We start from the raw sequence: 15,256 nt of genomic DNA, 5'->3' as shown, positions 1-15,256 counted from the left end.
GACCAGGGAAATCGGAATTTTGATGGATATTATTAACCTGCGCCATTTACTAGCGGGTTATTAGCCCTGTCTACAGTATAGGCGGCAGTAGTTAAACCGGGCGTCGATGTCAGTTTGGAAATCTCTTCGGAACGCATTTTTAGAAATTGATTGCAATTTAGGTCAATACTATCGACAGTCATTTCCATCTGATGTCCTCGACTGCGGTAATGATCTTGTTCATGATATTCTTGCAAGCGTTCTGCTGTGTCTATATTTGTGTCTTCGGAAGCGCCGCTATCATAATAATAGCATCTTGAAGACATAAAGCGAACACTCCAATCATATTTGCTATCTACCTCACCACATCCTTGTATTTCTTTCTGCAGCACAGGCAACGATGTTCCGTTATATTTTTTTATGTTTAATTGAACATTTTGAGGCAACAGATGGGGAAATGAAGAAAAGAAATTGCCTACTCTTTTTAATATACCATCACTATCATCATAAAAATCGATTACAATGCTGGTTTCACTGGGATGCAAACTCGCCACTCTATGGGCTTGAGCATAAATTAAAGATACTTTATTGTTGTCAAATACCCATTCAGCATGCTCTATATCTTTGTTCTGCTGGTATTGTGCCCGTAAAATATTCTTATAAGAATCACCTGCAGCACAGTTTCGTTGATCTATGGGTCTATCAACACCATGTCGTGTTTTAGCTGCGCCATAAATATCAGCCATCAAGAAGGGTTCAATTACCACATCACAAGTTAATTTTCGTGATAAGTAATTTTGAAATAAAGGAAGTGCGGGTGCTAAAGACCCCCCTCGAGCTGCATTCACACGATCTATCGCGTGAGATTGACGGTTAGTACCATAGGCAAGGACAACTCTATCATATGCATGCGTTTCGACCTCTTCTTCCGCTGCGAGCCATGGAGAGCCGAAGGCGCGGGCGAGTAGTCCCTGGTAGCCTTAGGGCCGGATGTTTTTCCGTAGGAAAAATATAAGGCATCCGAAAAGGCGTCAGTCATTGGGGAGCGCAGATTTTTAGTCCCGAAGGGGACTCAAAATCAAGGGGGACCAGGACGTCCAGGGCCTTTAGCTTCGCGCGTTGGCGAGTCGATTTCGGGGACTGGGACGTCCCGGAATCTTTCACGAGGTAGCGCGACCCTTATATTTGTTGAAGTAAGGATTGATTACTTTGCAGCAGCCATTGTTCATGAGGCTGATCTTTGTATCCACCGCGATTGTACAGGTGATAAGCACAGCCATCTATATCAAATAATTTTACTATAATTCCCATTTAGCTTCCTCATTATTTATTTTAGTGTATATTTTACTCAAAAAAGATTAACGAATTATTAACTTTATGGATTTTCATTGGTTAATCGGGATATATTAAGGGCACTATGTAAAAAATCAAGTTGTGAATAGGATATGGTAAAAATAATTTCTGAGAGTGGGGCTGGTAACTGTTACGATTATGCGGTTATGGAGAGTTTTTATCATACGTTAAAAGTTGAGGCCATTTATGGTGAGGCTTATAAAACTAGAAAAGAGGCTCAAGTAGCTCTATTCGATTATATTAAAGTGTTTTTCAATCGCAAACGAATCCATTCAACTTTAGGGGTTCAGAACCCTGGTGAGTTCGAAATGGTTGCATAATGTTGGTGCCCGGTTTTTCGAGGGAAGATCAGAATTTTAAAAGCGCTAAAAGTAGAGGCTTTTTGAAAATCTTCTCAGTTTTTAAGCTAAAATAAACTCCCGCCCTCGATCGCGGGAGTTCGAATTGCTTCTTTTATCTTAATGATTTTTGAGGAGAAGTCGGTGTTTCATTCTCGAGTTGCGCATCGATATCTATAGACGAAGAGCGTGCGATCTCTCGGCTATCATGCATCATAAAAAATCGATTAGGGTTTAGCGCAGGAGGGTTTAGTAGCACTGCGCGCTGCTCTTGATAATATTGGTTTAGAGCGGTTACGAGCAATGGATGGTATACCTTTGGGCGTTCCATGGAAAAGAGCAGTTCAATTTCCTTGGCGGTAATATGGCCCATTCTAGATGCGTATTCTTCAAGGAATCTAGAGGCCAGGAAGGAAACAGAATGTTCCGGTAGATAGTCGATGTCAGCTAGTGTTTCTTTGTCTTCAATTTTGACATAAATTTCTTGCAGCAAGTTTTTTGTTTCTGCCGCTGATTGTTGGGCGTAGAAGGCATTGATGTAGTCATTAATATAAAATTGGATGGATCTTCGGGTTAGAAAGGGGAAGCGATATTCAGCTGTAGGTTCTAGAGCAATTAAGAGCCTCATAAACGGGCCTTGATCACAGGAAGGATTACTCGCCTGATCGATTAACTCAATGAGTAAAATGTTCAAAGCTTCTTGATTATCGTTGATTCTAAATGGCTCCGGCGCCTGTTGTTCTGCTTGCGCGTAATAAGTAATTGCACAAATTAAATTTATTAGTTTTTGTGCATCCTTTATACGTTGACGTTGTTGCGCGTTCATAGTAGGTGTTTCTATTTGTTTTGAGCGTGCTGTCACCTGCTTTATATAGGTTCTTACCAACTGATACGGTTTAATGTCTTCGATAATTGGCTGATATTCCGCATCAAAACCGGTATTTCGGACTCCAAGTAGGAAGGAGGGAAATTTGAACAAAAATTCTCTATTTTTATCGTGTAGGTGCTTTTCAACAATCTCGCTTTCTTTTTGCGCAATCAATTGTATAAAAAAAGCTTTTCCCTGAGTTATTTTTTCCCTACGTAAGACTTCGGTGTCTCCTAGTGCGCTCATCCAGGTGGAATAAATGAGATCAGAAAACTCATGGTTTTCTCTGCTATGAATTGCCTGAGCCTCTTGTGCTGGGTCACCATTAAATCTTATTAACAATTGGGTACGAATTTCTTCAAAGGTTTTTTCTTGCGGTGTATTTTGCGTTTTATGAATGCAGTGATTATAAATGGTTTCTAATATCGTTTGGGTTGATGCGTTTAATTGAGCTTTTTTTTGTAAGTTCAATTGCCATTCTGCAATTTCTTTTAAAAACTGTTCTGGAAGGATTACTTGCTCATTATCGCGTATTTTTTCTAATAAGTAGGCCAATATTTCCGCTGCATGTTGGGCTAATTGTGGCGAGGAAAACAGTTTGCTATAGGACGTAAATAGGTTTCGATTTTGTCCTTGTACGTGCACTTCTTGAGCTAAATAATTAAGCCAGCTCGGTTCCAGACTGGTGAGTTTGTCCATCAGTTGACACACACCTTTACTATTAGGGGTTACCGAAAAATGCATTATTATTTGGGAGAATAGTGTTCCCAAACACTCTTTTTTTCTGTTTTCTGAAAGGGTGTATGCGTCAATCAGAGATGTGAGCGATCCTGGCGTTGTAGCCTTTTTCTCTTGTTCCATTTTGACGACTAAAGTATAGAGAATGCGTGAGATGGGGTAATAAGATTGCGAGGAAAGTAGCGCGGTATCCGGAATGATATTGATTAATTCAGCATTAAATTGGGCAAAATAGCCTAAGATGGTGCTGGGAAGGGCTGTGAGAGCATGCTTATTAGCAAGATGAACCAACCCCGAAGTGGAAAAATTGATCAATAATTCAATGGATTGAGATAGTTCTGTTGCGCTTAATTGGGCCGCAAAGTGGGCAAGCGTTTGTTTTATCTTAATCCGACCGTTTTGCTCAGTATTTCTGCGTTCGGAGATGGATAAAAAGGGATACATCGGTGCTGCACCCGGCACCATCATGGCTAACGAATTTCGGGGTAATAAAGGATTAGTAAGTTGAAATGCTAGTAAATAACTTTTAAACAGTTGCTGTGGTTGTCCTTGTTTATCCTTGAGTAAATCCCATAGTTTGGTTAATTCGTCATACTGTCTGTTTTTTAAAATTATGATGCTCAAACAAAAGAATAATGTATCGGCTTCGGTAGCATTAGCTATTAGATTTTGTTGGAGCCATTCATCAGAAATCTGGGGTGGGGATTTTTGTGGTAATTGCGCTCGTGGTTGTAATTCTACCGGTAATCGGGCCTTAAGCTCACGGGCAAATCTTACGTTAGCGGGGGTATTTAACGGTTCAGAGAGCAGCGAGATACAGTAAATTATTTTTTGAATATGGACTTGGTCAGAGCGATGATAGTACCTATCTATTTCAGTTTGTATTTCTTGTAGATTAGGTCTACTTCTAGTTTTTTCGATAAGTTGTTGGAATAGTTCGAGATTAATTACTGAGTTATTAAGGAATAATCGCCATGGCGAGGTTTGGCTTGGAAATAAGCATAATTCGCTATAGCACTCATCACTAATAATTTCTCGATAGATTGCTAATAATTGAGGAGGCTCTGTAGTGATAGAAAAAAAATGCTGATTAAATTCGATTTGTGAATAGGGACGAAATCCTTGTTTCCAATAATCAAATGTTGCAATAGGATCAATAGAATAGAGCCAATCTAAAAAAGTAGCCGAAATCTCAGGGCGAATATCCTTTGTTTTTAATTGTTCCCCTAATTCACCAGGAAAGTACTGGTCTAGAATCTCTACTACAGAGAGATATGGTTGTAAAAAGGAGATAAATTCATAAGCATAATTATTGATAAGTTGTTGTTTAATTTTTGGTTTGTCTATCAATAAGTTTAATTGCTTGTAACCGATACAGTTAAGGATATTGTTAATGATGTTGCTACCATCAGTAGTTAATCGTTCTTCTTGAGAAATCTGGGTATAATATTCTTCTATTTCATCAACAGTCCATTGCAAATAACCTTCGCGATCACGAACTTTGTTGATTTGGGACATGTGACGATTATTTAAAGGAGGACAAATTAATTCGATAAATTTATCCATTTTTATATTTGCATCTTGCAGTGATTGCTTGAGTTTGGATACTTCTGTTTTAAAAATGCTAAAGTCAATCAGATTGGTTGTATAGCTATGTAATAAAGTAGCAATAGTTGTTTTTAGGGTTGTGGGTGGCGCGGCAGCTTTCTTTTTTTTTGTGCTGGGTTCGCTTTGGGTCACGTCAAGTGCAGGTTGATGGTTTGTTCTTTTTTTGTTTTTTGTCTTTGCAGTGGTTAATTGTAGTTCCGTTTTTGAGGTGACTTGATTAATGCCTTGTTCTAAAGGGGTTTGCATGGAAAAGCCTTTTCATCAAATATAAAGGGTCTATTGTAATTTACAAAACCATTTTCGGTCAAATAATGATCACTGATAGCATAAATAATTCTTTCTAAAAATACTTGCAGATTAATTGAAAAATCGGCCAAGAAAAAGTTTGGGGTACTAACGCTAATTGAAAGGTGAAAAATATTAAACGTTGTGTTAATGAGTTGAATCCGCCCCGCCAATACAGAAACCAGGTCTGATTATCAAAATAATCAGACTTATCCATTGTGTGTTTAACGCCCTCTAGCATAATAAATAGCCCACAATCCGTTTTAGTTGCCGTTTGAGAAAAACTTGGTCGCTCACAACTAGGTTTGTTTGATCTTACTTGCATTTACTTCACTACAATTTGAATTTGATTTATTCGTAATTCGTCGTTCTCTACCATTTTTGATTCTTGAAGCTGTTGTTTCATGGCCATAGACCGTTCAATATGAGCATGTTGAGTGTTCTTGCTGGTGTGGACTTGGGTTTGCTTTTCTTCTTGTTGGATTTTCTTTTCCTGTTTGACGATTTTATTCTGCAGCTGGCGTTGTTCTGTTCCATTGTTGTGAATTGCATCTTCACACCGATGCAGCGACAATCTGTCTTTTTCTATGGCTTGTTCTTTTTTGGTAATCTGTTGTTCCATTTCTCCTATGGAGCTTAATCGCGAGTTTAAATCTCCTCGTTGTTCTTTAATGGTTTGTTCTTTCTGGTCAATCATCACCTCGGTATTGCTGATTACTTCTCTTTGGTGGCTAATATTTCCTGTAAGCTCTTGAACTTTAATGTGGTTGCTTGCCTCTGCGTTTTTTAGTTGCTCAATATCTTGTTTCGTATGCATGATTTCAGTTGCTAATTTTTTAACCTTTTTAGTTTGTTGTTCAATCTCTTTATTTATATCGTCATTAACGTTTACACTGTCTTGGGGCGACTGTACCTTATTGTTTTGCTCTTCGATACGTGTTTCTAGACTACGTACTTTAACTTTTTGTTTTTGAACAATTTGTTTTTGCTGTTCGATTCTGTTATCTAATTGAACAATTTCCGTTTTTAATTGTTCAATTTCGTTTATTTTTTGCATGGTAAGGCTATTTTCTGTCTTGCTCGAAGCTGAGCCAAAAATAGATTTGAAAAAAGAAGTAATGGCATTAAAGAATCTAGCTATAAATGATTTATTTTTCTCTTTTTGCGCACTTTCTTCTTGTAATTCACTGAGCGCCTCAGTTAATTCGGATTTTTTAGACTCTAAAGACGGTTTTTTATCTTGATGATTTGTAAGTGAAATTTCATCTGATTTTAACACGGCGGCTTCTTTATGGTGTTCTTTCCTTAACTCATCAATAGTGCTCTTTTCTTGTTGCAGTTGAGTCAGGTGTTCCAGTTTATTACTTTCTTGTTGATGTTTTGTTACTAATTCTCCAAGATTAGTTTTTTGAGAATCAAGTTCCACAGATATTGATGGAACTTGATTTAACGCGCTTTCCAATTGGTGTAGCTCATTTTTTTGAACTTGAAGTGCTGTATGAAGATGATCTAATAGTTCAATTTCTTGAGTTAATTTTATGTCCATCTGATTGGCAGTTTCTTTGTCTCTAGTTAGAGCTAAAGAGGCACGGGCTAATTCGCTTCTTTCCGAGCTTAGCTTTTTCTTTATTTCAGCAAGTTGGCGTTTATTTTGTTCTATCTCTACTTTGACTTTGGCTAACTCTGTTTGGAGTTGGACTAGTTGACCTTTCTCTAAATCGAGCTGTCCTTGAGCACGAGCAGTCTGAGCGCCGCTTTGCAGATTTGGAGTTGCGGGCATTTCTTGTTGTGGTTGAGGTATTTGTTGTTTTGCATTAATTGCTGGCGCTTTTTTAGTATCTTTCGATGATTCGAGTTCTCTTTTTTGATATGGTGTTCTCTCTTCAATTAATTTGGTGTTGTTTTCATATTCGGTAATAATTTTTTTAATCAATTTAATGGTTTGATCTTGGCCGATCCCTGTTTTAGATGAAAAAATACGTTTATTTTTCTCATTAGTTAAAAACTCGTTTAAAGCAGGAATCAACTCATTGCCTTTTTTTATGTCAGAAATTAATTGATCCATTACCGAAATTTTCTCTTTTTTTCCTGATTTTTGTTCCAATTCATGTTTGCGATGCTGCAGTTTTTCCAAGGCAAAATCGGTAAATACATTCGCTTCAACAACGGTTTTATCTTGGTCAAATTTTTTGAGAATCTTTTTGACCAAGGCTTCTTCGGTTTTGTTTATATTGGCCCTGCTGTTACTCATGGTGTAATTAGCGCCTAATGCTTTAGCGATATCGGAACAAAGCATTTTTGCGCTGTCTTTAATACCAAAGGCACCAATGGTGTTTCCAGAGGCCGATTCATGGATCTTTAATGTATTGAATAAATGAGAAAAAATTTCAACGAATTGTTCCCTTTTTGCTGTGCCATCATCATAGCTGGGTAATTCATTATATAAACTGTAGTACGTCAACATAGCATTATGATAAAGCTCTTCAAGCCCGGTGCGGTCTTTACCACTTTTACAATTGGTACTGACGTTACCCCCTGCTGCCTCAATAAGTATCGAGGTAAGCGCTGTTTTGAAGGCTGCTTTATTACGGTCGCCTAAATCAGGCGCCTTTTTTAATGCTTCTAATTCGGCTAAGGCTGTGGTCATTATCTTCATTTGAGGATGATGGCTATCAACCCCCGTTTGTTGAAGATTGGTCATCAGCGCCCTTGTGTAATCCATCACTTCGTTGGTGTATTTCCAATCGATAATTTGAGCTTTGCGGAAAATATTAACGGCATCATTACCAAAGACGATTTGAAATTTATCTTTATATCGAGGATCTTTAGCTAAAAGTTCAATGGCCGCTCTTTGCGCATTGATCATTTTGTCATCTGCGAGGCCTAATAATGGGCTTAACAAGCTTTGGCTAGCGATCATGATTCTGCCGGGTAATTTGACATCTGGGCTTAATCCCCAATGTGCACGGAACCGCTCTTCAGCACCTTGTATCTGGTTTTCTATTAATTGCTCTGCATTTTGAATAGTTATTTGTTGGCGTTCTTTTTTGGGGACTTCAATCGCATTGAGTGTGGCATTTTTGGTGCTTTCGCTCTGTAATGTTCCATCAATAAAAAAATAATTTTTCCGGGCATTTTTCATTTCAAGCGCTTGTTGCATTGCAGAAGTTCCATAGACTTCTTGCGCAAACTTAGTCCATCCATCAGCAGAATGAGTCGCCCTCTTCACTCGCTCCAGATACCAGCGTTGCTCTTCTGGTTTTAATTTTTGAAACCATTCGGGTTTTTTAGAATCCAATACTCGTAGATATTCTTTTTTCTGTGCTTCAGTTAATTGGGCATCCAAAGGAATATCCATTTGGACAAGGTTTTTCTTTCCCTTGCTCGTAGCCACGGTGCTTTCATTGATAATAACTCTTCCAGCATTCATCTCAGAAAGAACATAACGCTCATAACCTTTGATGATTCTAACAGCTTCATTATGACTTTTAATCTGGGTATTGTTATTTAAAATAGTGCCTAGTTTATTGATGAATTCATTGGTTTCATCATAGGTATTCACTTTCTGGTTAGAGTTTTCTGCTTGTTTGATGGCTTCTTGGATCGACTCGTTTACTAGCTGTTCTATTTGGGCACGTATCGTTTTTAACAGGTTTTTTCCTGTTACATGTTGGGTTGCATAGGCTTCTAATGTTGCGGCCAAGGCTACTTTTCTTAATAAAAGTGAATTGACACTTACCTGATGCAGTTGTTCACTGGATAAATTTATTTGTCCATCGGCTTTGATGTATGTAACCGGAATAGTTCTACCTTCGACTTCAACCGTCTGTTGTTGGCAGGTAAATGGAGGATGAGGATATTTTGCTAATTGTAAATTATCAATGAGCTTTTGGAATGGAGCTTTTAGATTGCCATTATTATCTGCTTTTAATTTAGTTGTTTTAAGATCGGTGTGTTTGGCGGTTTCTGATTTCTTAAATTCAGATTGCGCTTTATGGAGTACTTGTTCTGCGAGTATAGGCATAATTCACACAAGGGATAAATGTAACCGATGTGTGTAATTATAGACCATGGAAGATTAACAAAATATTAAAAACAGAACATATTTGTTACTCACCTTACGCAGAAGCTCTCAGTAACTGTAGCTCATTGAGCATGATTTGATTAGCCTTCAGTAATCGTTTTTGTTTGATAGCAAAGTGATTCAAAGAGGTTTTTACTTTCAGTAATTCAAGTTGAGTTCATTTACTCATGTAATTTGAAAGATATCTTAACTAATGTTTCTTAACCATATTCCTATTAAAAGATAGGACAGGATAATTATTTTGAAAGAATGTTTTAAAATTTCCCGTTTTATTTGCTTGAACTTTATTTAAACCAGAGTATTTGCTATACTACAAATGTAGCAAACAAATACTATTGTAGGTAAAATAATGGGAATCCCAATAAGAATTGACGAAAGCATTTATTATGATGCTAAAAAAGTTGCCGCTGCAGAATTTCGTTCTATTCCGAATCAAATAGAATATTGGGCTAAGTTAGGAAAGTGTGCATTGGATAATCCTGATTTACCAATTGAGTTTATAAAAGATGTTTTACTTTCTAAGCTTCAAGATAAGTCTTTAGCTGAGCCTTTTCAATTCGAGGGTGAAGGTGAGTGATATCGAAATAAGGCAAATGCCCGCGTTTAAGAAGGTCTATAAGAAATTACCTGCCTCACATAAATCCATAGTTAACGAGGCAGTCCGTACAATCGTCAATAATCCTAAAATTGGAGAAGAGAAAAAAGGGGATTTAATTGGAGTATATGTTTATAAATTTAAAATCAATCATCAACAATTTCTTTTAGCTTATGACTGGGATCCAGTATTAAAGATGTTATTAGCCCTTGGTGTACATGAAAACTTCTACCGAGATCTAAAGAGAAAGTAATTTGCTATTACTGGTTAGTGCTTGAAAACAGATTCGGCTCGGCTTGAATTATTTTGCAAATGAACCAACAATAAAATGCAAATGGATTTCGATGAACCTAGATGCCTTTCTCCATTTAAAAATTTTGATACGTTAGCTTGGCTTCCAAAAATATCAGCCAAATCTTTTTGATGGAGGTTGTGTAATTCCATCAAATATCTCACCATTTCCACGTCAGTAATATTTGCACCAATATCAGGGTGATGCTCATCATACTGCACCAATAATTTGCATGGCAATTGCCAATGGATGAGTCTCATTATCTTTAACTTCATCCGTCAACTGGTCAAGAATCTTTTCCAACCTGGAATAGTCTTCCCTGCTTTTGGGTTTTTTAAAGACAGAAAGAGGTAAATGAAATTGATGATTAGTGTGCTCATCAACGTAATCAATAGATAGAGCAGTCATAGTCATAATGCACCTCTTTTAAGTTTATCTTGGTTACTGCACTTACTGTACTCTGCATGAGTCCGATGACTGAATAAGCAAACTATTGGTCTGAATACGTCCAGACCAATAGCCCCATCGAGTGCCATAATATTCCAAATCGTCTTTAAAGTGCATGGTCACTGCCTTACTTAAAAAAATCTGGGGCCTGTACCCGGAGTTGGCTCACCATTATCCGATGAGGAACCCTGGTGATTATGCCCCTCATTATTCATAAAACTAGAAAACATCTTACGCATCTCTTCCATTTGCCTGGATTGCGCTTCCATTTGCTTTTCAAGTGCCTTTGTTTTCTCCTCTTGCTCCTTAAGTGCTTCTTTTAATTTATGGTTTTCTTGTTTTGTTTCCTGAATTTCTTGTTTTGTTTCCTGAAGCTCTTGTTTTGTTTCCTGAAGCTCTTCTTTAAGCACATTACCCTGCTGAATTATCTGCCGATTTGTTTCCTCAACTTGAAGAATCCGATTATTTATTCTCCTTAAAGCATGGTATTGAACCAATAATTCTCTTGAAACCTGAGGGACTATTGATGCATAAAAAGCAATATTGATAAATCCTTCCGTCCCATCACGCTGACTTCGCCTTGATGAAGAAGACGTACCCAGCCCTCGATAAAGTGCAAGAGGCATTGCCTCCTCTTCAGAAACGTCTGAATGTCCTTTACTCCGCAATGGCTTGTTCCCCTGTTCCTGAGTCGGCATGGTTAAACCCTCTGTAACAATGTCCGCGCTATTCGTTGACGACGGGGTTTGAGGTGCCGTGCTCGATAGTATGCGACAGTAACCCAAGCACCTTTGAGCCGCCTGTTTCAGCCTCCCCGTAAAAAAACCAAGATGCTTGCTGTGGTAGTCCAGAAATGACTCGGCTCTCTGAAGCCGCGGCATGTGAACCTCATCAATAGGACGTTGAAGGTTGCTGATACTCAGCATGGACCCATAACAGAGAAACTCTCGTTGCTTGCCTATCCTGTCGAAGAAAAACATCTTCGCTTTAGAAAAAAAATCCAAACTAAACCAGGGCATCTCATCGTAGCGCCTCACCTCCTTATCCAGCTTATCCATATCCAATGACTGAATAAGCAAACTATTGGTCTGAATACGTCCAGACCAATAGTTCCATCGAGTGCCATAATATTCCAAATCGTCTTTAAAGTGCATGGTCACTGCCTTACTTAAAAAAATCTGGGGCCTGTACCCGGAGTTGGCTCACCATTATCCGATGAGGAACCCTGGTGATTATGCCCCTCATTATTCATAAAACTAGAAAACATCTTACGCATCTCTTCCATTTGCCTGGATTGCGCTTCCATTTGCTTTTCAAGTGCCTTTGTTTTCTCCTCTTGCTCCTTAAGTGCTTCTTTTAATTTATGGTTTTCTTGTTTTGTTTCCTGAATTTCTTGTTTTGTTTCCTGAAGCTCTTGTTTTGTTTCCTGAAGTTCTTGCTTTTGTTCCTGTATCTCTTCTTTAAGCAAATTACCCTGCTGAATTATCTGCCGATTTGTTTCCTCAACTTGAAGAATCCGCCTATCAAATTTCTTTATAGCTTCATTCAGTCTTTGCTTAAACTGCTCATAATCCATCATAGAAAAAAGCTTAATCAGATATTTAGCCAGACTATCGTGAAGATCACTTCTTCCCAACCAACCACGAGCTATATTCATAGGAACCTCATTTTTCAAATAAGCAGGGTCAAATTGTGTTTGTACGAGTTTATATGCATAAACATAGCCCGCATACTCAACAATGCGTTGTTCCAGGTTCGCATTAAAACCCAAGAACAATCTTGAAAACCAGTTCATATTCTTTCTTTCCACCAATTTTTCACCATACCGATCAAAAATAACACTTGGTGTTTCTACACCATCTACGTTTTCAATTTTATCTATCTCATCGCACAACTCTTGATATACAGGATCATTTTTATTTAGATAGGAGTGCCTCTTTAGTTTATTAAGGATGAGTTCCAAACATGTAGTTGTTGGCAATGCAAAAGCTAACACTAAAGCCGTATTTTTTTCCTTGTTTTTTATTAAAGGATCTACATTGACAATATCAAGTAAATACTTAACGATTTCAGGTTTATCTTCCTTTATAGCAACATGTAAGAGAGTATCTCCAGTTGCATCATCGATTATATCAACTGGTATCTTCGGCAATGAGTGTATAACTGTTTTCAAATTTATTAATTCACCTTTTTGAATAAAAGTTAACATTTGCGCTATAAGTTTAGCATCAAGTTTATCAGTAGAACTAGAGCCTTGATTTGCTGAACCAAAATCTTGCTCTGCTGAGCTAGAACATGGCATCTCAACCATTTCAATGTCTGTAGGACTAAGTTGAGAAAAGCGTTGTTGCACTTCTGAGGTTTGAGCGATAGAGATATTTTTAGGCATGGCTCCACCTGTTGACTTTTTATTAAGTTGATTGTCCTTTACATCATTGGAGTGCACCAATGGCAGTTTACTCCTAAAAGGAATTAGCCTATCCAATACGCTAGCCATTTCATCAACCCGAAACGTAATGACGATTGCATCATCGAATGCACTGTATTGTGGAAATACCGTTTTCAAAAGTGGATCTGCATACAAGGGGTTACCCTGTTTTATTGTTAATGAATAGCGAACCTCATTCTCATTGAAACTTAAGCCTTCTAACTCGGGGCAAAGAATCTGTGATAGGTCATTAAGTGCTTTTTCCTGGCGCAAAATGTTCAAATATTTAAAGTCTTTTGCGTGAAATTTTTCTTTGATGAGTTCTTCATCAAATTGTGATGATAAATGTTCCAGGTTCTCATCTGGGCATGAAAAACTGAGTTGTTTTTTATCCAAGTTTATTGATTTACCCGTAAATTCTTGCAACCTGCTTAACGCTTCCTGAGCCTCGTTTACTGTAGGGAAAACAGCCGAAAACTGATATCCCTGTTCATTATGACTAACAGACCAGGAAACCATATTCGCATCATTCACATGGCGAATATGGTTTAGTAATACGGTGTTATCTGGAGAGCGCAATGAAGTTGCTGCTGGCCCCATTGACGCTTTTTCCAAATTATCCAGTAAATCATGCAGCGTTGGTGACAGATGGATTTTATCACCTAGTTTATCCAACAATTGCTTGATTGAACCCAGAACAATTTTTTCTGCATCTTTTATCTTTTCAATGATTGCTAAATAATCCTGTTTATATTGTGGTTCCTTTTCAGCAAGCGCTTCAAATTTATCGATGTATTCCTTCAAGATTATCTCAATACTTCCTGTTTTAATGCCGCTTATTTTTATCTTAAAATCATCACCATATTCATCCAGCAAGTGTTCCGCGAGTGGTAGGCCAGCTAATTTGGCATAAATAAGTACGCCTTTCATTAGCTCACTACGTTTTGCGTCATAACAAATAGAAAAATTTTTATATTTTTTTAGTTGATCTGCTGGCAGGTGTAAATTGGGCAAGAGTTTTTTGATGAGGGTATTTTCTGTACGATAAGCATGTCTAAAATCAATACCAAATAACTGATTATTAATTTCCAGTTTGTTGCTTCCTTTTGATCCAAATGCGTCATAATCATCTTGCACCAACAAGGTAGCATAATAAGAGGCCAAATCAGGAATCGAATCATTGATTATATAGAGAAGGCCATCTGGCTTCTGCAAAAGAGGGGTAATGCGATAATTATGGTTGCTTCCTTGAGCACTACCAGCAAGAGTATGAGAATTTTTCAGCCATTTACCTTTTAACATCAACTTAAGACTGTCATCCTCATAGACAGCTTTATAGAGGGTCTGTTCCTGCACACTCATTCCTGAGGCACGGGCTATGTCATTTGCCAGGACCTCAAGTACTGCATCACAATTTTTCTCTTGCGGAGTGGCGGTTAAATGGTATTTAAATGATTTCAGGTAAATAGCGCCTAAAATACTATTAAACTCATATGCATTTTTTATAACTTGGGTACGCTTTAAATCCTTTGCTCGAGGAACTATCTTACCACTGGATCTTAATGAATAATCTTGTTTAATCAGATACTTGGGTAAATCATCAGTGTGCTGCTGGTAAAGCTTTTTAAAGTCCCCTTGATAATGATTGAAATAATTCAAGCGTGCATTACGCTCGGGAAAGGCTGTTTCCAGGTAAAAAACAATATCTTCAACTATGGCGGCCTCAAAACCAGGCTCTACTCCTGAGTTTTTCTCCGCAATAATTTCAATGGATGCATGAGGATTAGTTTTTTGATATACGCTTCTTAACTCCAGATCCTGTAGACCCAAGCTATGTTGGCTGCGTGCAGACTCACTATAATTATTGGCTAATAACAGCGCCTGCTCATACACTTGATCAAGTTGCGCCAATAACAATTCTTCCTTCGAATTATTTTTCCTGCACAGTTCAGAATACTTCAATTCACTGAGCAAGTATTTGTAATGAAGGTGTTTTCTTCGCTGTTCTATTGTTGGTATGTTGTATAGGTGTTCTAGTGTAGTCCCTAAAAAAATCATGGCCATTTCATCGGTCATTTGCTTAAGCTGATTCTCTTCGCTTTGTTCTGATAGGGACGATATATACCCATTCAACTTGAAGGTACTGGGTTTATGATCTGAAAACTATCATTAATGCGTCCACGGAGGGATTGAGCTATTTTTGATATTTTTGTATCAAAGAATTCCGCTATTGCATCGCGA

The 15,256-nt window shown here is 37.8% G+C and carries 11 protein-coding genes and 1 pseudogene; 3 read left to right on the top strand and 9 right to left on the bottom strand.

Annotated elements, in window-relative coordinates; all coding sequences use genetic code 11:
- Nucleotides 1-32: 32 nt before the first annotated feature.
- Nucleotides 33-827: a hypothetical protein gene (locus ACQY7T_RS09950; RefSeq protein ID WP_428413093.1), complete on the bottom strand. Its 795-nt coding sequence runs from the start codon at nt 825-827 to the stop codon at nt 33-35.
- Between the two features lie 331 nt (nt 828-1,158).
- Nucleotides 1,159-1,290 (bottom strand): hypothetical protein, encoded by a 132-nt coding sequence (locus ACQY7T_RS09945; protein ID WP_428413091.1) that lies wholly within the window; start codon nt 1,288-1,290, stop codon nt 1,159-1,161.
- A gap of 134 nt (nt 1,291-1,424) precedes the next feature.
- On the opposite strand from ACQY7T_RS09945, the gene ACQY7T_RS09940 reads away from it, so the two are divergent.
- Nucleotides 1,425-1,652: an IS3 family transposase gene (locus tag ACQY7T_RS09940; protein ID WP_428413089.1), complete on the top strand. Its 228-nt coding sequence runs from the start codon at nt 1,425-1,427 to the stop codon at nt 1,650-1,652.
- Nucleotides 1,653-1,785: 133 nt separating this feature from the next.
- On the opposite strand, the gene ACQY7T_RS09935 is transcribed toward ACQY7T_RS09940, so the two are convergent.
- The 3 genes and pseudogenes from ACQY7T_RS09935 to ACQY7T_RS09925 form a co-directional block, all read right to left on the bottom strand.
- Nucleotides 1,786-5,130 carry a hypothetical protein gene (locus ACQY7T_RS09935; RefSeq protein WP_428413087.1) on the bottom strand — a complete coding sequence of 1,115 codons (3,345 nt, stop codon included), beginning with the start codon at nt 5,128-5,130 and terminating at the stop codon, nt 1,786-1,788.
- Nucleotides 5,131-5,494: 364 nt separating this feature from the next.
- Nucleotides 5,495-9,193 carry a hypothetical protein gene (locus ACQY7T_RS09930; RefSeq protein ID WP_428413085.1) on the bottom strand — a complete coding sequence of 1,233 codons (3,699 nt, stop codon included), beginning with the start codon at nt 9,191-9,193 and terminating at the stop codon, nt 5,495-5,497.
- Nucleotides 9,194-9,287: 94 nt separating this feature from the next.
- Nucleotides 9,288-9,407, bottom strand: a pseudogene (locus ACQY7T_RS09925) (IS701 family transposase); the annotation flags it as partial.
- Between the two features lie 195 nt (nt 9,408-9,602).
- On the opposite strand from ACQY7T_RS09925, the gene ACQY7T_RS09920 reads away from it, so the two are divergent.
- On the top strand, nt 9,603-9,830 hold the full coding sequence (locus tag ACQY7T_RS09920; protein WP_428413083.1) for a TA system antitoxin ParD family protein: 228 nt from the start codon (nt 9,603-9,605) through the stop codon (nt 9,828-9,830).
- Nucleotides 9,823-10,101 (top strand): type II toxin-antitoxin system RelE/ParE family toxin, encoded by a 279-nt coding sequence (locus ACQY7T_RS09915; protein WP_428413081.1) that lies wholly within the window; start codon nt 9,823-9,825, stop codon nt 10,099-10,101. The genes ACQY7T_RS09920 and ACQY7T_RS09915 overlap by 8 nt, the downstream gene beginning before the upstream one ends.
- Before the next feature lie 14 nt (nt 10,102-10,115).
- On the opposite strand, the gene ACQY7T_RS09910 is transcribed toward ACQY7T_RS09915, so the two are convergent.
- The 4 genes from ACQY7T_RS09910 to ACQY7T_RS09895 form a co-directional block, all read right to left on the bottom strand.
- A complete protein-coding gene (locus ACQY7T_RS09910; RefSeq protein WP_428413079.1) occupies nt 10,116-10,361 on the bottom strand; it encodes a hypothetical protein in 246 nt (81 codons plus the stop codon).
- A complete protein-coding gene (locus ACQY7T_RS09905; protein ID WP_428413077.1) occupies nt 10,351-10,554 on the bottom strand; it encodes a hypothetical protein in 204 nt (67 codons plus the stop codon). The genes ACQY7T_RS09910 and ACQY7T_RS09905 overlap by 11 nt, the downstream gene beginning before the upstream one ends.
- A gap of 164 nt (nt 10,555-10,718) precedes the next feature.
- Complete coding sequence (locus ACQY7T_RS09900; protein ID WP_428413075.1) at nt 10,719-11,741, bottom strand: coiled-coil domain-containing protein; 1,023 nt, start codon at nt 11,739-11,741, stop codon at nt 10,719-10,721.
- A 14-nt stretch (nt 11,742-11,755) separates the two neighbouring features.
- Nucleotides 11,756-15,091: a hypothetical protein gene (locus ACQY7T_RS09895; RefSeq protein ID WP_428413073.1), complete on the bottom strand. Its 3,336-nt coding sequence runs from the start codon at nt 15,089-15,091 to the stop codon at nt 11,756-11,758.
- Nucleotides 15,092-15,256: the final 165 nt, after the last annotated feature.

It is taken from the genome of Legionella sp., from assembly GCF_965140895.1.
Taxonomy (GTDB): Bacteria; Pseudomonadota; Gammaproteobacteria; order Legionellales; family Legionellaceae; genus Legionella.
This window is presented reverse-complemented; position numbering and strand designations above follow the sequence as displayed.